The following is a 21,447-nucleotide window of genomic DNA, read 5'->3' as shown; positions in this document are numbered from 1 at the left end:
GATTCCTTTTTATGAAATATGAAGCCATCTCAAGTTATAGTTAAACCTATATTCAGTGAATTACTTTCACAAGTGCAATTGATTTTAGTGTTATACTGTTCTAACAGTAAAGAAGTCATATAGATAATAATGTCTTTTGTATCCAAACGAATATCATTTTTTTTTGTTAATTTGCTCACTAATAATGTACTTATTGATTTATGTTCATTTACTACTTTTATAGTTAGTAGTGTTTTATCTTCTGTTTTAGTCAGTAAAATAGACACTAATTCAATTTGTGCCACTGCACTGATTATAGTTATCACCATATTGGAAATTATCTTATTTATTTTTTCAATTAAGTTTTCTGTAGGACATTCACTTACTCTCCACTGAAGCTTTACTTTTTTTTTTAATAAATAATTTTCTATATTGGATTTAGTCTTAACAAAGCTGCAATTATCTGATGAATGAGAATACGCTTGCTTCATAACTTTATATTTATATATTAAATCATCGGAGCTTTCTTTAAGCAATGACAATGCTTCGTTTTGCATATTAGGGTTGTTTTCTTCAAGCTCTTCCAATCCACCCACTATTCCTTGCATAGAACTAGCAAAATCATGAAGAATTCGTCCTGATAGGCACTCTGTTATTAACATTATGTTTTTATTCATTGGATAAAAGTATAAATGATTTAAGTTAACCCTATATTGGTAGGCATGTAGTAGTCAATTTAAGAGAAAGTTTCGTTGCGCTTTTTGTGTCAAAGCATTAATGTAGTATTAATAATTATAAGATTTGTGAAGGCGTTATGAATACTTATGCTAAATCTGGAATAGACCTTAAACTATATAATGAACTAATAAAAAAAGTTAAACCTATTATTGAAAAGACTAAAGGAGAAGAAGTAATTAGTGAAGTAGGATCATTTTCCGCATTGTTTGACTTTTCTTCGCTGAGTAAGAAATACGACCATCCAGTACTTGTTTCCTCAACTGATGGAGTGGGCACAAAACTATTAATAGCTCAAGAGGTGAATAAGCATGATACTATAGGTATAGACTTAGTTGCAATGTGTGTAAATGATTTACTTGCACAAGGAGCAACACCTTTATTTTTCCTTGATTACTTTGCAACAGGCGTTTTAAACAAAAACGTTTTATTGTCTGTAATCCAGGGCATTGCAGAAGGGTGCAAGGAATCTAAAATAGCATTAGTTGGTGGAGAAACTGCAGAAATGCCTGGAATGTATGGTAACAATCACTATGACCTTGCAGGGTTTGTGGTTGGTGTTGTTGATCGAAAGCAAATTCTTCCAAATTGTAGTATAATGAAAGCAGGTGACTGTGTAGTTGGTTTAGAATCAAATGGAATTCACTCAAATGGATTTTCTTTGGTGTGCCATATTTTTAAAAGCTTAGGTATAAATTATAATGATATATCTCCATGGAATAATAAATCTTGGGGTGAAATATTACTTAAGCCAACAAAGATATATGTTGATTCTTTGTTGCCTATTATGCCAAAGGTAAAAGGCATTGCGCATATAACAGGTGGCGGGTTAATAGACAATATTCCAAGAATTCTCTCAGGAAATTTATTTGTAGACATAAATATTAATTCTTGGAAATGGCCAGATATATTTTTATGGCTGAAAGAAGAAGGTAAAATAGAAAAGAGAGAAATGTTAAAAACATTTAATTGCGGCATAGGTATAGTACTGATTGTAGATCCCGATAATATGAAGGATGTGGAAAGCCATTTCCAAAAGCGTGGAGAAAAAATTGAGATTATTGGAAAACTTGATGAAGCATGTCAGCCTCCACTTGATAGAGTAGTATTTAGTTAGTCTAACTTTACCGACAGTCTTTTTGCAACTTCTGAGTATGCTTCCTTTAAGTTTCCTAGATTTAAACGGAAAACATCTTTGTCTAGCTTTTTATGAGTATTTTTATCCCATAGCCTACAATTATCAGGGCTGATTTCATCGGCTAAAATGATTTTAGTGCTGTTGTTTATCAATTTGCCAAATTCTAACTTGAGATCAACTAAATATATATTTGCATTTGAAAATAGGTCGACTAAGATTTTGTTGATCTTTAAAGTTGTAGTTTTAACTTCTTCCATTTCTTTATGGGATAACCAACCAAAATATAATATGTGATTTTCATTCACCATTGGGTCGGCTAGGTCATCATTTTTGTAAAAAAACTCGATTATAGGAGATGTAAGTGCCTCACCTTCTTTGATATTAAAACGTTTGCAAAAGCTGCCAGCTGCAATGTTTCTAACCACTACCTCAAGAGGTATTATCTTGAGCTTTTTGACTAGCTGTTCTCTTTCGTTTAGAGTGTTTATAAAGTGCGTGCTAATTCCTGCTTCTTCAAGCTTTTCCATGATAAAAGCACTAACATGATTATTAATTATTCCTTTGCCCTCAATAATTTCATATTTTTCCTTGTTGAACGCTGTAACATCATCTTTAAAGTACTGTATAACAGTTGATGAGTCTTCAGTTTCAATAATGACTTTGGCTTTACCTTCGTATATCGTTTTATTCAGTGACATGATTAATTTAGCTGTATACTATAAGATAATATCAAATTGCTGCTTAGTTTACTACAAATTTGCTAATGACGTTTAGTGTTACAATATTAACCATATTTCCAGAAATGTTCCCCGGGTTTTTGAACTATTCTCTTGCCGGAAAAGCGTTGGAAAAAAAAATATGGAATCTTGAAATAGTAAATATTCGTTCTTTTGCTAAAGATAAACATTCAACTGTGGATGATGTTCCATATGGAGGTGGAGCAGGGATGGTTATGCGCCCAGATGTGATTGGTAATGCAGTTGATAATGTGCTTTCTGCTCATAAAAATACTAGATTTATTTATATGACTCCATCTGGTACAAAATTTAATCAGAGAATTGCGAAGGAGTTAACAGAAATTCCTCATGTAACAATATTGTGTGGTCGATTTGAAGGTGTTGACCAAAGAGTAATTGATGTGTATACTCCTTATGAGTTAAGTATTGGAGATTATATACTTTCGGGAGGTGAGCCAGCTGCGATGGTGGTTCTTGATGCATGTATTAGGCTTCTTCCAGGTGTAGTAAATAATTTCGATAGCGTTGCTGAAGAAAGTTTTAGTTATAGTGGTGGTATACTTGAATATCCTCAATATACTAGACCTGAGCAGTGGAGTAGGTACAAAGTTCCTGAGGTTCTGTTGTCTGGCAATCACAGAAAAATAAGTGATTGGAGAAGGGAACAGTCATATGTTAGAACAAAGGAACGTCGACCTGAATTGTTGAATGGAGATGATAAATGACAAACTTACTTGAAAAATTTAACGAACAACAAATACAAAGGTTAGCCAAAGAGATGCCAGCTTTTTGTCCTGGCGATGATTTGAAGGTCACTTTTAAGGTAGTTGATAGTACGGGTGAGCGTATACAGATATTTGAGGGCGTATGTATATCAAAAAGAAATCGTGGATTACACTCTTCTTTTTCAGTTAGAAAGGTAAGTCATGGAGAAAGTATAGTATCACAATTTTTTGTTTACTCTCCTGCATTAATTTCAGTACAAGTGATGAGAAAGGGAAAGGTCCGTAGAGCAAAATTATATTATCTGTGCAAGCTATTTGGGAAAGCTGCAAGGATCAAAGAACGTACTACTTATGTTAAAAAAAAATCTAAGTAGATACAATAGGGAGTGATGTCAATTGTATCATCTCAAAACTCTCTCTTATTATCCCAGTGTGTGGCGCACAACTGTACTTTCCCTCCTGCTGTGGTGTCATCCCAATGTTTGACACTGGGATCCAGATTCTCCTTTTGGTTTGTGCTTTCATGGAAAATATAAAAATTATTTGCAGGCAAAGCCTGTTAGATCTCAGTTCAAGCACTGGAAAAAGGGGAAAGTCTTTTCAAATCCTCATGTAAAGAAAAGTAAATGGGTATAATAAAGAAAAACTTTCTTAAGTTACTTCAATCTAAGCGCGTACATGCTCGTGTAAAAAGAAAAAATAAAAAGAACAACATTTTATGCTTTTGCTCTTTTACAGCACTGATTGTCTCAATTGGGTGTCCTATATGTATATTACTAAGTATATTAGTTAACTCTTACAGTGCTTTAACAGTAACGAAAATTTTATTACCAGTTGAAATAAATGCTGATCTTATTTTAACTAATAATCCTGGTGATTTACGATATAAGTCCATTGGCTTACTCAACAATTCTTTACGTAAGGTGTTTGAAGGAACTGATTTTAAAGACGGTGACGAAATTTTAAGTCGTAATTCTTACAAAGAACTAGAGAAATTTTTTCATAAGAAAGTAAAAGATAGTGGTGAATATGAGATCTGGTTTACCGCGTCAAGTATAATTAATTCAATAAATAAATATAAACATTTGAATGATCATTATGCTAAATTACTTGATTGGTTAAAAGAGAAGGGAAGAGTAAGAAAATTTTTTAATAAGTCTCTGTTTCTTAAGTCTGATTCTTGTGAGCCTGAGAATGCAGGGATTTTAGGGGCATTTATCGGTTCATTAATGACAATTATAGTATGCTTAGCGTTGGCATTGCCAATAGGAATTATGTCAGGTATCTGTCTTTATGAATTTATGCCTAGAAATAGGCTAATAACCAGTATTGTAGAAATTAGCATGAATAACCTTGCTGCAGTGCCTTCGATAATATTTGGTGTGGTAGGACTGACTCTCTACTTGGGCATATTTGGTTTACCCCGTTCTTCACCGCTTGTTGGCGGGATGACTCTTTCATTTATGATGCTGCCTAATATTATTATTGCAACAAAAAATGCCTTTACAAACGTTCCTATTGCAATAAAAGATGCAGCGTTTGCGCTAGGTGCACCTCACATCAAGGTGATATTGGATCACTCTTTACCGATTGCGTTGCCACGGATAATACATGGTGCAGTGCTTGCAATTGCAAGGATTTTAGGCGAATCTTCCCCTTTACTTATGATAGGCATGGTAGCATTTATTGCTGATACACCTACATCCTTCTTCGATCCGGCAACTGTTTTACCTGTACAAATATACATATGGTCAAGTAGTCCTGAAATTGCATTTATTGAGCTTGCTGCCATTGCAATTATAGCTTTATTGTTAATGCTATTTGCTTTGAATTTAATAGCAAATTTTGTAAAAAGAAAGTTCGAGTTTTTTGATTCATGAAAATTACAATCCTATCTGGTTATGGCTTAAATTGCGAAAAAGAAACTGCATTTGCATTTATGGAATGCAGCAGAAAGCTTGGTATTAATAATATTGAAGTAAAAATCGTTCACATTAATGATATTATAGATAATCCAAGTGAACTGAAATTAAGCAATATACTTGCAATTCCAGGAGGTTTTTCCTATGGTGATGATACTGGTGCTGGTAATGCATTTGCTTTACGTATAAAAAACAACTTGTTAGACGAATTTCAAAATTTCTTATCTCAGGATAAGCTTATTATAGGGATATGTAATGGTTGCCAGATATTAGTAAAATTAGTTCCAGAATTCTCTAATCTAGCTTTAACCTCTAATGATATAGGTAATTACCAATGTCGTTGGATTAGAGTGAGAGTTAATCCGCAGAGTAGTTCTGTTTGGCTACGGGGCCTGAGTGAGCTATATCTTCCTGTTGCTCATGGAGAAGGCAGGTTTTTTATGGATCAAGATATTTTAAATCAATTGATTGAAAATAATTCCGTTGCACTGCGTTACGTTGATAAAAATGGTGACTATGCAAATTTACAATTTCCTTACAATCCAAACGGATCTATATACGACCTGGCAGCTTTGTCAGACAAAAGTGGTAGAGTTTTAGCTTTAATGCCTCACCCAGAGAGAGGAATATTTTTTACTCAGCAGGACAACTGGCCTCTTGAAAAAGAAAAATGTAAACGTTCAGGAGTGGCTATGCCAAAATATGGTGATGGAATGCTCATATTTGAGAATGCACTAAAATATTTTGCGTAACGTTACATACAACAAGCCATAAAAAGTTACTTTCCTTGTTATGACAATAAATCCTTATCTTTGATCTGCAGAGTAGCTTTCTCTAACGTTAGGGATATAATTGTTCCACTTTCCAATTGCTTTTCTCAACAAGAGTATATCTAAATCTAGTGTGTCTCCTATATTCACCTTCTTGCCAAAATTCAATTACCTTTGGGATTACGCAAAATCCCACCCAAAAGTCAGGACGAGAAACTTGTGTATTGTGAAATTCTTTCTCTTTCAATTCTATAGCCTGCTCAAAATCTTGCCAATTTTTCAGAACTCTTGATTGTTTTGAGCACCACGCGCTAATTTGACTATCACGTGCTCGAGAAGAGAAATATTCGTCAGCCTTTTTGCCGCTTAGAAGCCTAACTTCTCCTTCAATTCGTACTTGTCTAGAAAATTCTGTCCAATGAAATACGAGTGCAGCTTTGGGGTTCTCAGTCAATTCTTTTCCTTTTCTACTGTTTACGTTAGTAAAGAACACAAAACCTTCTTTACTATACTCCTTTAGTAATACCACTCTTGCAGATGGAATGCAGTCTTTGCTACACGTTGCTAGCGTCATTGCAGTTGACTCTTTACACGGAAAATTAAGTACTTCTTGATACCACTTTGAGAACAAATCAAAAGGATCTTTTTCAGGTAAGAGTGTCATATGCAAAAATAAAATTTAATTCTGACATGCATTGCAAAAATAAGTGCTACGACCATTTTGTCGTATAAGTGTTATGATATTGTTGCAGATTCTGCAAGGTTTTTGCACTTTACCATATACGTAAAAGTTATTTTGAAAGTATCCAGCAGATCCAGATGGTTGTGCATAATCTTTCAGTGTTGAACCACCAGCAGCAATTGCATCACTCAGAGTATTTTTTATTTCGATAGCAAGTTTTTCGCACTCTATATATGTTAAATCTTGTGCTAGCCTAAGTGGTGATATGCGAGCTCTAAATAAGCTCTCAGAAGCATATATGTTACCTACGCCAACTATTAGCTTATTATTCATTAATACTGATTTGATATTTGCTTTTCTGTTCTTTAGCAACTTCTGTAAATAATGTCCGTCAAATTCATCTGTGAGGGGTTCTATTCCTAGGTTATTAAAAAAATTTAGTTCTTGCTCTCTGTTTAAAACAATCACTAATCCAAACCTTCTTGGGTCATTAAAGATTAGTGAAGTGTTGTCAGAAAATAAGAATATCACATGATCATGTTTGTTCTGTGCTTGATTGTCTTCAACATATATAAGCTTTCCGCTCATGCCAAGGTGTATGATTACAGCCATACTAGCATCTATATTCGAGATTATATATTTACCTCTACGCTTGATATCATTTATAACTTTGCCCTTTAGCAAATCATCAATATTTTTTGTTATTGGTACACGCAAATTCCAATTATTGACTGTAACATTGCTTATTTTCTTATTTTTGATTTTATCAAATAAGAAGTTAGAAATGACTTCCACTTCTGGGAGTTCTGGCATCTTGTCTACTCTGTTGCTGTTTTTTTCTTTTTAGAATATTTTGCTTTAAAGCTTTTGCCAATCTTTTTCTCTCTTCTTCTTTTTCCTTATTTTTTTTCATGTTATTCATTATCATAATACGTGAACTTGCCGTTGTAGCTCAGGTGGTAGAGTACGTCATTGGTAATGACGAGGTCCCAAGTTCGAATCTTGGTAACGGCAGTTTAGAGGACGATATTCATAAAGTCAATCCTCTAGATGCTAATTAGATTATAGAAAAACGTCTAGTAAATACCTTTTATACACTACCATTAAGCTGCTTTTTCAGTATTACTATTCAATAATACCTGCCGTAATTTTTCTTTAGAAAATCCATGCATTAAAAGAAATTGTATAATCCTTTGCCAAAAATCCCTCACAATATACTGAAGGATTATTAAAATTTACGTTGGCAGGGTTAAACCTGTTACCATAACTTCCCCCACCACAAATATTTTCATAACAACACTGCTTACAATCATCAGGCCTGTTTTCCATATCACTCAAAAAGTTATTAAAAAATTTATCTGATAAGAACTTAGCCCAACTAGTATTGCTTATGTTATATTCAACAAACTTATGAGGGACACATGTTCTCAAATCATCTAGTGGACCGAGATCACCATTATTGGAAACACATATTAACGGTAATACAAAAGGACTTCTTTTGCCAAATCCTTCAACTCTTGAATAATTACCGTAAAATAGCTCTAATGAAAAGTTATATAGAAATTTCTCTATCCTTTTTATGATAGTTCTCAGTCAGGTCTTCTTTTATCTTATCTGCCCAGCATATATTACCATGCCCTCCACCATCTCTATCAAACTGACAATGGCTATTGTGATTATTTCTACCATGAAAATTATCTGAAAGCTTTTCTATTCTTTTAAGTATGACACTACTACTAACTTGACCGATATTAGCGCTAAGAAGCTCTAATAATAAATCCACTTGTTTTTCTTTATTGTTTACCATAATTATTTTGCCTTAAAATAGCAAAGTCTAGGTTTACTATAGCTTTTGTCAAGCATTTATCTGAGCTATTTATATATTGGAATGCTACTCGTCATTTTATTTGCTTTCAAATGTATAACTTTCGGTATCTTGTTTTCAAGGACTTTTAACTTAATATTACCACTATTAAAGTCAATACTATAACACTTTAGTTCTTGACCATCCTTGAGTCCCATATTATGGCAATCACTACCTAATTTAACCCCACGTATCTTTTGTAGCTCTAGACTTCTGGTTAAGTTAAAGCATATATCACTATACTTATCAGTATCTTGGAAAGTTAAATTTTTATTGAGTAATCTACTAGGTAACAAACTGAGAAGTATGCTAGAATCTCTTATAGAGGCTATGATATCTTTTATAAAGGACTCTGATAAGTAATGTTTTAAATGACTTGCAAATAAGTCAACATTAAAATTAACTTTCTTTGAAGTTATTTCACTTATTATATTATTTATAGTAGTCAATAAGTTATACCTTCCATTACTAACCTCATTTAATTTCTCATCTATTATCATTGCAAGAATAAAACCTTTGTTATAACTCAACATGCTTATGTTTTGATCAAGTAAATGCTTTTGATTTGTTTTTTCGAAATCAATATTAGGTATTAAAGAATTAAAATACTCTTTTAAAGTAATATTAATTATTTTTAAGTACTCATCTTTATCAATAAGTTTCGTGTCAAGTAAGGTTTTCACTCCATAAAATTCCGTAAATCCTTCAAAAAACCACTTATATTTTATTTCATTTTTCTTATCGTTGTCTTGCTCTATTATATGTCCTATATATCTGTGAATTAATTCATGTGATATCACTCTAGTATAATCTTTGATATTTTTTTTTAAGCTTCCCTCAATAATTACATAGTCCTTTCCTGCAGCACCTGTAGTTCTACTAAGATTGGGATTATCAACAAGTACTATATTATACGGCTTACTTTCTAGTATGAATAAGTTATCTTGAGCTAAGATAATTTTATTAATAATATTTACAAGACTGATACTATTATGAGCATTGGTATAAAGCTTATTTCTTTTATCAAGATCAAAACTTCTAAAATTGTCAGTTCTAATAATTTTTTCTATATTATCAAAAGGTTTTCTAAAAGGTAAAAAATCAGGTGAGTTTTTTAAATGTGATGAAGAGTTATCTAAAGCAATAGCAGAATGCATATACTGAATGTATATAAGGAAAAAACAAATAATATAATTTAATAGACTGTGTACATTTTTAAGCTTAATGTTTGCCATAAATAAAACAGGACATTGAGAAGTGTAAGTAATTACGATTAAGCAAATATAATTTATTGCTAAGTAGGTGATAAGGATAATTTTAATTATCTCTTTAAAACTTTACTCTTCCCATATTATTGAACACCTTATAATAAAGACTGAGAAGAAAGTTACAAAGGATTGTATATTCTTATCATCATAGCGCTGTTACTACAGTAATAACACTAAGAATAACTATAAGTTTCTTTGAATGATAGTTGAATTTTGATTGAAATTTTGAGGCTATAAAAACCGTAGGTACCAGTTGGTTTTTATTAGCTAAAGTAAACGTCAAATATCTGGAATTCTGGACATAAAATCCTCCTTTGAAAAAAAAGATTAGAAAAAAATGCAATGCACATACGACAGAAATTAAGTATGTGTGTATGCACCCACATACGCTGAAGAGGATACACTACATTTTTTTATGAGTTTGATTGTTTAATAAAAAAAAGTCTGCAGACAAAGATAAATTTTTGAGCTCTAAAAGTATCTCTAATTGTCATTATAATCAGATTTAGAATATGCGGAAGTAATTTTTTAGCTATAAGAATATATTATAGAAAAAAGGAACCCAAAAGTTAGCGTTATTGGTAATCCAACTTGGTGTAACGGCACTGTAGACCTTACAATAAAGACTGAGAGGAAAGTTACAAAGGAAGATTATCATGCTTCTTCCATATTCTTTCTACTTTCTTGTTTTTAAGTAGCTCTAGTGCTTTGTGAAAGTGATGCCTTGTTTTACTTGGCACTATAATGTCATCAATGTATCCATGTGATGCAGCAAAAAATGGATTAGCAAATTTCTCTTTATATTCTTTGATTAACGTTTGCTGGTCTTTTTCATGCCTAAATATAATTTCAACTGCACTTTCAGGGCCCATTACAGCTATTTCAGCAGTTGGCCAAGCATAATTTATATCACCTTTTAAATGCTTTGAGTTCATAACAATATATGCACCACCATACGCTTTTCTAGTGATAAGGCTAATTTTCGGCACGGTCGCTTCAGCATAAGCGTAAAGCAGTTTCGCTCCGTGTTGTATTATATTATTGTATTCTTGATTTGTACCTGGCAGGAAACCTGGAACATCAATAAGTGTGATGATGGGAATGTTAAATGCGTCACAAAATCTTACAAACCTCGCAGCTTTTCTTGAAGAGTCAATATCCAAGCATCCTGCAAGGTGCATAGGTTGATTTGCAACAACACCAATAGTATTTCCTCCAATTCTGCCAAAGCCAATTATGATGTTACGGGCAAAATCGGGTTTTAGTGCAAAAAATTTCCTTTCATCACACACCTTTTCAATAAGTTCATACATATCATAAGGAGTATTAGGATTACTAGGAACTAGAGTGTTCAAAGATTCATCAACATCATCAATTAAGTTGCAGATTGGTACAGATTTCGTTGACTCTTGATTATTTACTGGTAAAAAGGTAAGGAATTCACGGATTCTCAGCAGCATTTCAACATCGTTATTGAACGCAAAATCTGCTACTCCTGTTTTGCTTGTATGAATTTTTGCTCCACCAAGATCTTCGTGGCTTACATCTTCATAGGTAACTTTTTTCACTACATCTGGTCCGGTTATAAACATGTATGAGCTATTTTTTACCATGAAAATAAAATCGGTTAGCGCTGGAGAGTAAACTGCACCGCCAGCACATGGGCCCATGATTAGAGAGATTTGTGGTATAACGCCTGATGCATTTACATTCCTTTGAAAAATTTCTCCGTAACCAGCAAGGGAATTTACTCCCTCTTGAATTCTAGCTCCACCAGAGTCGTTTAGTCCGATAATTGGAATCCTGGCATTAATTGCCATATCCATAATTTTGCATATTTTTTTTGCATGTGATGCACCAAGTGATCCACCAAAGACAGTGAAATCCTGAGAATAAACAAAAACTTTTCTGCCATGAATAGTACCATGGCCAATTACAACTCCATCACCTAAAAAATCAGCATTTTGCATGCCAAAATCAGTTGCGTGATGCTTCACAAACTTATCATACTCTTGAAATGAATTTTCATCGAGCAATATACTCAGCCTTTCTCTAGCGGTTAGCTTTCCTTTTTCATGTTGCTTGTTAACTCTATCAGGACCTCCTCCTTTTTCGGCTTCTAATGTTTTGATCTTTAGAGTTTCTAGTATTTCAGAGTCTTGCATGTAGTAAAATAACTTTCAAATTGGTTGTAAACTTTATTGAGCTTACAAATCCTATTGATTATACACATACACCGTTACTGCATGCAACGGTGTATGTGTACGATAATTAATGCGCTAGCAATTTCTATTTAATATTTTGAGAATGCTGAGACTCACTAACATTCTGTGCACTTGCACTTGTTACACCTGTTGATGGATTAATTGTTATAACTTCTCTTTCAATTCCTTGTAAGTTTGAAGCCAATGAGACCAATTTTGCTAGAGTCATGTCATTATATTTATCCATCTTCTTATTCTCATAATAGCCAATTTTTATTTTTACAGCTTTGTTTTCCTCGAAGTCCTCAGGACTTATATTATCACTTAAATCAGTACAAAATACGTTACCATTTCCACTAATATTTAAAGCAATACTGCAATCTCTATCACCCACTTTCCAGTTAAATTTAATTATACAAGACTCATTTAGTGTTTGATAAAGCCTTACACCATCATCACTTTGTGAAACACGCACCAACCTTTTATCTTCTGGAGATACCAATGTAAAAGCTCCAATTTTTGGATTACTATCCTTTAAGGCTTTACCAGGAAATGAGTTATCAAATTTTAACTCACCTCTGCCTTCTTTTAACGATACCCATGCAGTAAATGATTTATCTTCTTTTCCTCTCAACCTCACATCTATAGAATCATTACCTGTATATTCAGCAATTCCTTTTCGAATTACACTCAGAAATTTCTTAGTTTCTTCATCATTGTCACTCAAAAAAAGCTCCTTATTTTCATGTGACCGGGATGGATCATTGAGATTCTCCAATGCTTTAGCTAAAGTTATATAGTTATATATACGTGTCCTTTTGTTATAAGGTGTCCCTAATTTATAAATTTGAGGAGTTAATTGAGCAACTTGACCGCAATTCATTATTAAAGTTTCATTTGCATTATGCATAGCGCCTCCAATTCTACATAATAAACTTAAGATAAAATATCCTAATTTTAGGATAGGTATATAATCTATCAAGTCAATAGTTAAATTAAAAAATTTTGATTATAATTTACTATTTATAAAATACGCTCTTAAACTATGCTGAAAATAGTCATAATAGGCCTTCCAAATGCAGGCAAGTCAACTCTATTTAATAGGCTGGTGGGAAGAAAAGCAGCGGTAGTTAGTGACATTCCAGGAGTAACGAGAGATAGGCGTGAAGGAATTGGAAGAATTAGTGATTTAGAGTTTAAAGTTATAGATACAGGAGGATGGAATGACCAAACCAGTTTTTCACTACAAGTTATTGAACAAATAGAGTTTTCTTTGTCGAGTGCAGATGTAGTTTTCTTTCTTGTTGATGCAAAAGTGCAAAACGAGCAGAACAAAGAGTTTGCAAAGTGGCTGAAGAGAAAAACAAATAAACCTGTAATACTAATAGCAAACAAATGTGAAAGTCATAAATCGGAAAATGTTGATTATTTGCAGTTTTTCAATTTCATAGGTCCGGTATACATCTCAGCCGAACATAATCTTGGCATGGTTGATCTTTATGATGCATTAGCTGGTGTGATTGAAGGTCTTAGCGAAGGCACTGAGCTGCCTGAAAGTGAGTCCATTAGACTGAGGATTGCAATCATCGGTCGCCCAAACGTTGGAAAATCAACTTTTTTAAACAGTTTACTTGCAGAAAATAGACTAATAGTAAGCTCAGAACCCGGTACCACGCGTGACTCTGTGGATATTTCATACGACCATAATGGGAAATTAATCACTCTCATCGACACTGCGGGAATCCGCAGAAAGGCAAATGTTGTTGATAACTTAGAATCAAGATTTGTTGAAAAAAGTATAGAGTCAATAAAGCGCTCTCATGTAGTGATTTTAATGTTAGATTCCTTGCTTGGCATTGAGCAGCAGGATTTATCAATTGCTGAAGCTGCAATTAAAGGGGGGAAGGGAATTATCATTGTTTTAAATAAGTGGGATTTAATAGGTAAGGATGACAGAAGTAAGTTAATAAAATTTGTCAAACAACAGGAAGTGACTCGGTTATTTTTGGAAGTGCCAACTGTAACAATTTCTGCATTGAAAGGTATGCGCTGTGGTGATGTGATAGATAAGTGTCTTGAAGTGAGTGAATCCTTAAACAAGAAGATCAGCACTGCAAAACTGAATAATTGGCTAATAGATGCTGTGGAAAAACATTCTCACCCACTTATAAAAGGTAGAGAGATTAAAATGAAGTATATTGCTCAAATTGGCACCAAACCTCCAGCTTTTTCTTTGGTATGCAACGTCCCGGAAAGTGTTGATGAGAGTTATAAACGTTATTTGACTAATGGTCTTAGAAAAAACTTCTTTGTTGAAGGTGTACCAGTTAGATTGCTTTTGAAAAAGAATAAAAACCCCTATGTAAAGTAGATAATCTTGTTTTACTAATAATATACTTTTTTATCTTAGTAATATTATTAATAAGTAAATAATATTACTTAAATAAGTAGTTGATAAATTAATATTATATAGTAAAGTATTAACTTGTTTAGTACTTTTGCTATGAATTATAAAGGACAAGATTTAAGGCCTGGATCTCCACATACTTTCACGGTTGATACACCTTTAGTATTTCAGTAGCTTCCAAAAAGATATGGATACCCGATTCCAGAAAAATATTTGGAAAGATTGAGCAATTGGGCAAAAAGGGAAGATACGCGTGTAGTGAAATTAGTAATAAATGGATCTGGTTTTACTCCTACGCAACGTAAAGAGTTGGAGAATAAAATATCAAACAGAGAGTTTAACCCAAACAAAAACATAGAGCTTATAGACTTTAATGAGCTGGATTTAGGAGAGTATGAATTTAGCTTTCACTTACAAACAGATAAGAAAACAGAACTATCTAAATGTCCTTTATACACTGTATCTCAATATTTCAAAGATCTATACTCTATTCCAGAAAGTAAAATTTTGGTGTTGAGATAGACAGTATGCGTATATTTATGTTGTTGGTATTGAAATCTCCTATGATCTATTTTGATTTTGATATCTTACCTAAAGAAGATAAGAAAGTTGGTGAGATTCAGGCTGTGCATGGCTTTTTGGTTGCTGAAAATGACAGAAAAGGTTATGACTATGATGGTATAGCAAGTATTGAAAATGCTATCATTGCTCTAAGCTATGATGGTAGAGTAAAAATTATGGAAATTTACAATGAAGTAAAGAATAAGTTTCAAAAAGATTATCCTTTGTTTAAGTTATCAGAACATGAGATTTACAAAATTATGGAAGAGATAGTATATTTCACTCTTTCTAATGACGTTCTTCTTCTTATATCTAGCTATCAAGATTCTAACAAACGTTACAACAGACGTTTGGAAGAAGCAAGATTGCTTATGCAAGAAACATTTGGGTTTAAAACCAATGGAGGAGAAGTTGATACTCAATATGACAATAGCTGGACGAAAAACAAGGATGAATTGTATACCAAAGAAGAAATTGCAAAAATAGATAGTGATACTAGGGTTGTAACTAGTATGCAAACTAAATCAGTATCTAGCTGTGAATACATACATAGAGGCTAGATAAAAAAGTTATAGAGTGATATGTGTCGCTTTATAATTATATAGAACATTATTAAACAAAAGTTGACTTTTTCGGTTGTTGTGGTAATTCGTTAATTATGTCAGATATAAATAACAGTTCTACAATCTTTTTGCTGTCAAGTGCCGCTGCTCTGATTTTTGCATATGTGCTAGAGTATTTCTTCAATATGCTACCATGCAAGTTATGCATATACGAGCGAGTAGTTTACTATGTTACAGGGCTACTTGCAGTTGCGTACATGTTCAAAGACAACAAAATCCTAATCTATGCGATGTTTTGCAGCTATCTCATTGGTGCAATAATATCTTTTTATCATGTAGGTCTTGAACTCCACTTATTTCATGATGTTTTAGGCTGTACAGAGCAAGCAAGTGGTAACGTTAGCATAGAAGAGTTGAGAAATAATCTATTAAACCCCAATTACTCTCCGTCTTGTGACAGGCCTCATTATATTTTTGGTGTTTCATTAGCAACATGGAATCTTATTTATCTTATAGTAGCCCTGTTTGTATCAGGTAGGATATATTGTAAAGAAAGAAATTTAAGGCACAATTGGTGCAAAAAGTAGCAAGAGTAGATGCTGCATTTGTACACCGCTTAGTTGTCACCCAGTTTCCGCAATTTAAAGATCTGTCTATCTGCCAAATCGTGCCCGGTGGATGGGACAATAGAACATTTCGTCTGGGTGATCACATGCTTGTGCGTATGCCAAGCGCTGCAAAGTATGCAATGCAGGTGGAAAAGGAACAAAAGTGGTTACCCAGGTTGGCACCTTTACTGCCACTTTCAATTCCAAAGCCTTTGGCAATGGGAGAGTCGTGTGAGGGTTACCCATGGCAATGGTCTATTTACCAATGGATTGATGGCAACACCGCTGCATCTGTGCACATAGCAGATCTGAATAACTTTGCAACCAGCCTTGCTCAATTTCTCGCTGCTTTACAACGCATAGATACTACAGATGGGCCTCTTCCCGGACCACATAATTTCTATCGTGGAGGGGTACTAACAACCTATAATGCTGAGACAAAGCAAGCAATTGCCGTTCTAAAAGATAGAATAGATGCCAATGCTGCAATCGAGCTCTGGGAAGCAGCGCTAGCAAGCGCTTGGAAAGGTTTGCCAGTGTGGGTCCATGGTGACGTTAGCGCTGGCAACCTATTGGTGCAAGAAGGAAAATTGAGTGCCGTCATTGATTTTGGAGGATTGGGGATCGGCGATCCCGCTTGCGATCTAATGATTGCTTGGACGCTGCTTAGAGGAGAAAGCCGAAAAATCTTCCGTGCAATGCTTCCGTTGGATGCTAGCACTTGGACTCGTGGCCGTGCCTGGGCTTTATGGAAGGCTCTTGCTGATATTACCACAAACACGAACGCTGTCGAAGCTTGGCACACTATTAATGAAGTGTTTAGAGATTATAAACGCAATTCATAAAGTATATTTGTATGAACATTGTGATTTGAGAGCAATCTCCACTAGAAAGGATGTAATCTCAGTATTGAAATCCAGTTTTTTTATCAAAAAATTTTTTGTATAAGGAAGGTGTCATACTAGTCACAGCTGTACGAACATTGTGATTTGGGCTAAAAAGATGCGAGTAGCCCCTTCGGTGTCATCTTATGTTTTTGTCATCCCAGTGCCCAGATACTGGGATCCAGAACAGGTAATAAGAAGTGCTGGAATGACATCCTGAAATTTTAGCTACAAATATTAAGAAATTTACCAAATAGAAAAAAGGCAAAAGAATCCCCCAGTAGTGAGTTTTGACCCTATAATAATGTAAATTGGCGTTGTAATAATGTGCTAACGCTTATTTAAAGCGCGTTTTGGCTGAATGTAGAAAAAATAAAAAAAGACATGCAGCCGCTATAATTTTTTGTAATTTGCCAATAAATATCTGAGTTTTTTACTGAATTTTGTTGTTAAATCTGCAGAGATTAAAAACAAGGATAAATACTCTTATTGATATGATAAGGAACGTGGGAAGGTTTGTCAAGTCGCTTCTATACACCTGAGCATTGATCATACGGGTTCCATCTGTTATATATAGTCTTTTGCACACGAAAAAAACTGATGAATGAGTATGATATTACAGTTATAGGCAGCGGTCCTGGTGGTTATATAGCAGCAATTAGGGCGGCGCAGCTTGGGTTTAAAACTGCAATTGTTGAAAAGGAGGAAAATTTGGGTGGTATATGCTTAAATTGGGGATGTATACCAACAAAATCGCTACTTAGAGCGTCTGAAGTTTATAGATTAATAAGAAGATCAGAAGAATTTGGCATAAAAGTAAAGGATACAAGTTTTGATATACAATCAATAGTGAAATATTCAAGGAACGTTGTTGATAAGCTATCAAGTGGTGTTGAGTATTTGATGAAAAAAAATAACATCAAAGTCCATCAAGGCTTCGGTAAACTTGCAGGTAATCGTACTATAAAAATTCTTAATGACAAAAAGGAGGAGGAAATTTCTTCCAAGCATATCATTTTAGCAACAGGTGTAAGGGCAAGAAATCTTCCTGGAATCGAAGTAGATGGAGATTTAATATGGAATGCGCAGCACGCTATGACTCCAAAGAAGTTACCAAAATCTCTACTAATCATAGGTTCTGGTGCGATAGGAATAGAGTTTGCAAGTTTTTATAGTACTTTGGGAGTTGATGTAACAATTATAGAAGTAAAAGACACTATTTTGCCGCTGGAAGATAAAGATATTTCAAATTTAGCACAAGAAATATTCACAAAACAAGGAATAAAAATATATACGAGCAATAGTGTAAAAACTTTCACTAAAAATAAAGACTCTGTTCAAGTGCAGCTAAGTGGTGGTGATAATAAAGAATTCGATAGAGTAATTGTTGCAGTTGGCGTTCAAGCAAACACTGAAAATATAGGTTTAGAAAATACAAAAATTAAGTTGAGTCCTTCTGGTTTCATTGAAACGAATGAGTGGTATGAAACAAGTGAATCAAGTGTGTATGCAATAGGTGATGTAGCTGGTCCCCCATGTTTAGCGCATAAAGCAAGTCATGAAGCTGTAATCTGTGTTGAGAAAATTGCCGGTAAAAATGCTCATAAGTTAAAAAAAGAGTGCATACCAAATTGCACTTACTCTCATCCGCAAGTAGCAAGCGTTGGCCTTACTGAGGAACAGGCAATAAAAAGTGGATACGATATAAAAGTAGGAAAATTTCACTCCAACTTTAATGGTAAATCTATTGCACTAAGTGAAACTGAAGGTTTAGTGAAAACAATTATAGACAAAAAAACAGGCGAACTTCTGGGTAGCCACATGATAGGTGCGGAAGTAACAGAGTTAATTAGCAATTTTGCTCTTGCAAAGCAACTAGAAGGAACAGACTTCGACATAAAATCTACGATTTTTCCTCATCCAACCATTTCAGAGATGATACATGAGTCAGTACTTGCTGCAGATGGTGAATCGCTGAATAGTTGAACTAACGTTCTATCGTTTTGGAGCTACAAGTATCCTGATTAGGCGATTCAATTCTAATAGATTGATTACCAATATCAGATTTTTCTAACTTTTCTTTTAACCCTTCAGCTGCTTCTTTCACTTCAAGCTTTTTTTCCTGATTAAGATCCTCTGGGCTTTTTCTTTTACTGTCTAAACCTTGTTGTCTATCAATATTTTTATTGAGTTGTTCTTGCTGAGGTAGATCAACAACTGAGTTAAAAAGAGCTTTTATTATGTTTTTTAATAAACCTCCGCTTCTGCTTTGCTCTTGAGGCTTATTTTTTACGTTAGATTCTTTTTTACTGTCACTATTTTTAGGCATTTTTAACTCAACTATCATAAAGCTTGATAAAATTTTACATGCAAAGTATTAAAAAATAATTAACAATCTATTATCAAATTACTACTTACAGATGACTATTATTCTAGCAACAGGCGGTACAGGTGGGCATGTTTTTCCAGCTATAACCTTAGCAAAAGCACTAAAGGTACAAGGGCACAATTGTATATTATTCAATGATCAAAAAACCATCAATATAGAAAGTTATATTTTACCATTGTGCAAGCCAAGTGGCAACAAATTGAAGTTTCTCTTTTTGTTAATGTATAGTTGTGTATTAGCACTGTATCAAACGAGAAAATTAAAACCAAAGCTAATCATTGGTTTTGGTAGCTACGCTTCTTTTCCAACTCTTCTTGCAGCAAAGATTCTTTCTATACCTATAGTTTTACATGAACAAAACACAGTTTTAGGGAGAGTAAATAGATTCTTTTTCAAGAGTGCAAAATTAATTGCAACTAGCTTTCCAGAGACTAAGTATGCAGAAGGTAGTAAATGCGTTTTTACAGGAAATTTTGTCGATATAGAAGCACAAGGCTATTCTAGAGCTGAAACAGTTTTAAACGTGTTAATAATAGCAGGCAGTCAGGGTGCAAATTTTTTTGATGATGTAGTGAGCAGCGTAATTTGTGATCTACCTGTTGAAGTAAAAGAGAGGATTAGAGTAACGCAGCAATGTACGAAGAAAAATATAAACAAGGTCAAGAGTCTATACAAAAGTGAAGGAATTGATTGTGAGTTAAGTGAGTTTTTCGATGATATGGAAAATAAACTGGCCAATGCTCATTTGGTAATTAGCAGAGCGGGGGCAACTTCAATAGCAGAGATTACTCTTGCTGAGCGTCCTGCTGTATATATTCCTTATCCTCACTCAAAAGATAACCATCAATTTTATAATGCAAAACATATTGAAGATTCGGGAGCAGCTGTAATGGTTGAGCAAAATAGTAACGCGAAAAAGAATCTAGGAGAGTTGCTAGTTGATTTATTGCAAAATTGTCAAAAATTGCGTGATATGGCTAATAATACTAAGAAAACAAGAATAAGGAATGGAGTTACTGAATTTATTAAGGCAATAGCTCAAGAACTTAGTTGACGAATTGCTTTTTCTTCAAATGCATCCCATAGTTCTTTTTCTAGTGATTTACTATACAACTTATTGATATAAACTACTCCCGTAGGCGAAGTTGTGTTAATTTCAAGAAGGAAGTCATCTATAATATCAATACCAACAAATATTAGCCCTCTTTTCTTTAGCTCAGGACCGATTTTATTACATATTTCAGTGTCTCTATCATTCATTTCAATAGATTCAAAACTTGCTCCAAGCCTCATATTTGTTCTGATTTCTCCGCTAGACTTTGGAACTCGCTTCATTACTCCTATTGGCTTTCCATCCAGTAGCAGTATTCTTTTATCTGTATTTATCTTTTTACAAAATGCTTGTGCAATTACAGGACATTCATATTTTGCAATCATGAGATCGACTACCACTTGAATGCTATTTTGGTCTTGTATTCTTATTACGTCATTTCCTCCATAGCTATATAGTGGTTTCAAGATGATATCTTGATAGTCGTGACAAAAATTTCTAATCATCGATATATTTTCAGTGATCAAAGTTGGAGGAATTAGCTCTAGAAATAGTGAAGTAATTAATTTTTCAGGACAGTTTCTTATTTCTGTTGGATTATTTATTACTAACGCAGTAGTCTTTTCTAAGATATAGGTTGTTGTAATGTACCGCATATCAAAAGGTGGGTCCTGCCTGATAAGTATGATATCCATTTCATTCAAATCTATAGTTACATCTTCTTTAGAAGTAAAACCAAAATCATCAACGCTGACTTTCTGAGCAAGAGCAATTGACTGATTTAACTTGAGTGCTAGATTATTAGGAACATAGACAAAAATTTCGTGCTTTCTCCTCTGCGCTTCTTTTATTAATGCAAATGTAGTATCAGTTTCAAAATTTATATTTTCATCCATTTGAAAAGCTACTTTCATTTATCCTCCCTTCCTATTACAATATACTATAGTACCATAAAAGTGT

24 protein-coding genes, 1 tRNA gene and 1 pseudogene are annotated in these 21,447 nt (G+C 33.8%); 13 read left to right on the top strand and 13 right to left on the bottom strand.

What is annotated here, in order from left to right:
* Nucleotides 1-29 precede the first annotated feature (29 nt).
* Nucleotides 30-410, bottom strand: a complete 381-nt coding sequence (locus ABWU35_RS02530) for a histidine phosphotransferase family protein (RefSeq protein ID WP_319803182.1) — start codon at nucleotides 408-410, stop codon at nucleotides 30-32.
* Nucleotides 384-656 (bottom strand): annotated as a pseudogene (locus tag ABWU35_RS02525) (hypothetical protein); the annotation flags it as partial. The pseudogene ABWU35_RS02525 and the gene ABWU35_RS02530, both read right to left, overlap by 27 nt.
* Before the next feature lie 137 nt (nucleotides 657-793).
* On the opposite strand from ABWU35_RS02525, the gene purM reads away from it, so the two are divergent.
* Nucleotides 794-1,831, top strand: coding sequence for a phosphoribosylformylglycinamidine cyclo-ligase (gene purM, locus ABWU35_RS02520; RefSeq protein WP_353276061.1), 1,038 nt, complete (start codon nucleotides 794-796; stop codon nucleotides 1,829-1,831).
* Here purM and purC read toward each other — a convergent pair.
* Entirely contained in the window at nucleotides 1,828-2,550 is a 723-nt protein-coding gene (gene purC / locus ABWU35_RS02515) for a phosphoribosylaminoimidazolesuccinocarboxamide synthase (RefSeq protein WP_007302276.1), read from the bottom strand. The genes purM and purC overlap by 4 nt on opposite strands.
* 65 nt (nucleotides 2,551-2,615) lie before the next feature.
* Between purC and trmD the strand changes: the two genes are divergently transcribed.
* The 4 genes from trmD (at nucleotide 2,616) to ABWU35_RS02495 (ending at nucleotide 5,988) form a co-directional block, all read left to right on the top strand.
* Nucleotides 2,616-3,314 (top strand): tRNA (guanosine(37)-N1)-methyltransferase TrmD, encoded by a 699-nt coding sequence (gene trmD / locus ABWU35_RS02510; protein ID WP_012481936.1) that lies wholly within the window; start codon nucleotides 2,616-2,618, stop codon nucleotides 3,312-3,314.
* Complete coding sequence (gene rplS / locus ABWU35_RS02505; RefSeq protein ID WP_007302278.1) at nucleotides 3,311-3,688, top strand: 50S ribosomal protein L19; 378 nt, start codon at nucleotides 3,311-3,313, stop codon at nucleotides 3,686-3,688. The genes trmD and rplS overlap by 4 nt, the downstream gene beginning before the upstream one ends.
* Nucleotides 3,689-3,940: 252 nt before the next feature.
* A complete protein-coding gene (locus ABWU35_RS02500) occupies nucleotides 3,941-5,194 on the top strand; it encodes a PstA family ABC transporter permease (RefSeq protein ID WP_007302279.1) in 1,254 nt (417 codons plus the stop codon).
* Nucleotides 5,191-5,988 carry a phosphoribosylformylglycinamidine synthase subunit PurQ gene (locus ABWU35_RS02495; protein ID WP_007302280.1) on the top strand — a complete coding sequence of 266 codons (798 nt, stop codon included), beginning with the start codon at nucleotides 5,191-5,193 and terminating at the stop codon, nucleotides 5,986-5,988. Before ABWU35_RS02500 ends, ABWU35_RS02495 begins: the two co-directional genes overlap by 4 nt.
* Before the next feature lie 88 nt (nucleotides 5,989-6,076).
* On the opposite strand, the gene pdxH is transcribed toward ABWU35_RS02495, so the two are convergent.
* From pdxH to ABWU35_RS02480, 3 genes are read right to left on the bottom strand one after another with little or no spacing between them, the layout of a single operon-like run.
* Nucleotides 6,077-6,670, bottom strand: a complete 594-nt coding sequence (gene pdxH, locus ABWU35_RS02490) for a pyridoxamine 5'-phosphate oxidase (protein WP_006014087.1) — start codon at nucleotides 6,668-6,670, stop codon at nucleotides 6,077-6,079.
* A gap of 15 nt (nucleotides 6,671-6,685) precedes the next feature.
* The gene (gene mutM / locus ABWU35_RS02485) at nucleotides 6,686-7,501 is read right to left on the bottom strand and encodes a bifunctional DNA-formamidopyrimidine glycosylase/DNA-(apurinic or apyrimidinic site) lyase (protein ID WP_007302281.1); all 816 of its coding nucleotides are present in this window, start codon (nucleotides 7,499-7,501) and stop codon (nucleotides 6,686-6,688) included.
* Entirely contained in the window at nucleotides 7,467-7,610 is a 144-nt protein-coding gene (locus ABWU35_RS02480) for a hypothetical protein (protein WP_019078634.1), read from the bottom strand. The genes mutM and ABWU35_RS02480 overlap by 35 nt, the downstream gene beginning before the upstream one ends.
* Nucleotides 7,611-7,629: 19 nt before the next feature.
* Between ABWU35_RS02480 and ABWU35_RS02475 the strand changes: the two genes are divergently transcribed.
* A tRNA-Thr gene (locus ABWU35_RS02475) sits at nucleotides 7,630-7,702 on the top strand.
* 141 nt (nucleotides 7,703-7,843) lie between these two features.
* Here the strand turns inward: ABWU35_RS02475 and ABWU35_RS02470 are convergent.
* The 5 genes from ABWU35_RS02470 to ABWU35_RS02450 form a co-directional block, all read right to left on the bottom strand.
* Complete coding sequence (locus tag ABWU35_RS02470) at nucleotides 7,844-8,017, bottom strand: hypothetical protein (RefSeq protein ID WP_019236862.1); 174 nt, start codon at nucleotides 8,015-8,017, stop codon at nucleotides 7,844-7,846.
* Between the two features lie 223 nt (nucleotides 8,018-8,240).
* Entirely contained in the window at nucleotides 8,241-8,495 is a 255-nt protein-coding gene (locus ABWU35_RS02465) for a hypothetical protein (protein ID WP_019236861.1), read from the bottom strand.
* Between the two features lie 65 nt (nucleotides 8,496-8,560).
* Nucleotides 8,561-9,709, bottom strand: a complete 1,149-nt coding sequence (locus tag ABWU35_RS02460) for a hypothetical protein (protein ID WP_019236860.1) — start codon at nucleotides 9,707-9,709, stop codon at nucleotides 8,561-8,563.
* 749 nt (nucleotides 9,710-10,458) lie between these two features.
* Nucleotides 10,459-11,985, bottom strand: coding sequence for an acyl-CoA carboxylase subunit beta (locus ABWU35_RS02455; protein ID WP_007302285.1), 1,527 nt, complete (start codon nucleotides 11,983-11,985; stop codon nucleotides 10,459-10,461).
* Between the two features lie 124 nt (nucleotides 11,986-12,109).
* A complete protein-coding gene (locus ABWU35_RS02450) occupies nucleotides 12,110-12,934 on the bottom strand; it encodes a hypothetical protein (protein WP_019236859.1) in 825 nt (274 codons plus the stop codon).
* Between the two features lie 135 nt (nucleotides 12,935-13,069).
* On the opposite strand from ABWU35_RS02450, the gene der reads away from it, so the two are divergent.
* The 6 genes from der to lpdA all read left to right on the top strand — a co-directional run bounded on the left by der (nucleotide 13,070) and on the right by lpdA (nucleotide 19,033).
* Nucleotides 13,070-14,395: a ribosome biogenesis GTPase Der gene (gene der, locus ABWU35_RS02445; RefSeq protein WP_007302288.1), complete on the top strand. Its 1,326-nt coding sequence runs from the start codon at nucleotides 13,070-13,072 to the stop codon at nucleotides 14,393-14,395.
* A gap of 258 nt (nucleotides 14,396-14,653) precedes the next feature.
* Nucleotides 14,654-14,953: a hypothetical protein gene (locus tag ABWU35_RS02440; protein ID WP_007302289.1), complete on the top strand. Its 300-nt coding sequence runs from the start codon at nucleotides 14,654-14,656 to the stop codon at nucleotides 14,951-14,953.
* 5 nt (nucleotides 14,954-14,958) lie between these two features.
* Nucleotides 14,959-15,552, top strand: coding sequence for a hypothetical protein (locus tag ABWU35_RS02435; protein ID WP_019236858.1), 594 nt, complete (start codon nucleotides 14,959-14,961; stop codon nucleotides 15,550-15,552).
* A gap of 98 nt (nucleotides 15,553-15,650) precedes the next feature.
* Nucleotides 15,651-16,142, top strand: a complete 492-nt coding sequence (locus tag ABWU35_RS02430; protein ID WP_012481943.1) for a disulfide bond formation protein B — start codon at nucleotides 15,651-15,653, stop codon at nucleotides 16,140-16,142.
* Nucleotides 16,130-17,008 (top strand): aminoglycoside phosphotransferase family protein, encoded by an 879-nt coding sequence (locus ABWU35_RS02425; protein WP_019078632.1) that lies wholly within the window; start codon nucleotides 16,130-16,132, stop codon nucleotides 17,006-17,008. The genes ABWU35_RS02430 and ABWU35_RS02425 overlap by 13 nt, the downstream gene beginning before the upstream one ends.
* A gap of 639 nt (nucleotides 17,009-17,647) precedes the next feature.
* Nucleotides 17,648-19,033 (top strand): dihydrolipoyl dehydrogenase, encoded by a 1,386-nt coding sequence (gene lpdA / locus ABWU35_RS02420; RefSeq protein WP_264685521.1) that lies wholly within the window; start codon nucleotides 17,648-17,650, stop codon nucleotides 19,031-19,033.
* A gap of 1 nt (nucleotide 19,034) precedes the next feature.
* On the opposite strand, the gene ABWU35_RS02415 is transcribed toward lpdA, so the two are convergent.
* A complete protein-coding gene (locus ABWU35_RS02415; protein ID WP_064085903.1) occupies nucleotides 19,035-19,394 on the bottom strand; it encodes a hypothetical protein in 360 nt (119 codons plus the stop codon).
* Between the two features lie 73 nt (nucleotides 19,395-19,467).
* Here ABWU35_RS02415 and ABWU35_RS02410 point away from each other — a divergent pair, with 73 nt between their 5' ends.
* Nucleotides 19,468-20,490 carry a UDP-N-acetylglucosamine--N-acetylmuramyl-(pentapeptide) pyrophosphoryl-undecaprenol N-acetylglucosamine transferase gene (locus ABWU35_RS02410; RefSeq protein ID WP_010403780.1) on the top strand — a complete coding sequence of 341 codons (1,023 nt, stop codon included), beginning with the start codon at nucleotides 19,468-19,470 and terminating at the stop codon, nucleotides 20,488-20,490.
* On the opposite strand, the gene gshB is transcribed toward ABWU35_RS02410, so the two are convergent.
* On the bottom strand, nucleotides 20,475-21,401 hold the full coding sequence (gene gshB / locus ABWU35_RS02405; RefSeq protein WP_007302296.1) for a glutathione synthase: 927 nt from the start codon (nucleotides 21,399-21,401) through the stop codon (nucleotides 20,475-20,477). The two genes, ABWU35_RS02410 and gshB, sit on opposite strands and share 16 nt — an antisense overlap.
* Between the last annotated feature and the right edge of the window lie 46 nt (nucleotides 21,402-21,447).

This window comes from Wolbachia endosymbiont (group B) of Xylocampa areola, assembly GCF_964028205.1.
Classification (GTDB): Bacteria; Pseudomonadota; Alphaproteobacteria; order Rickettsiales; family Anaplasmataceae; genus Wolbachia.
The sequence above is the reverse complement of the archived record's forward strand: the minus strand, read 5'-3'. Positions and strand labels throughout refer to the sequence as shown.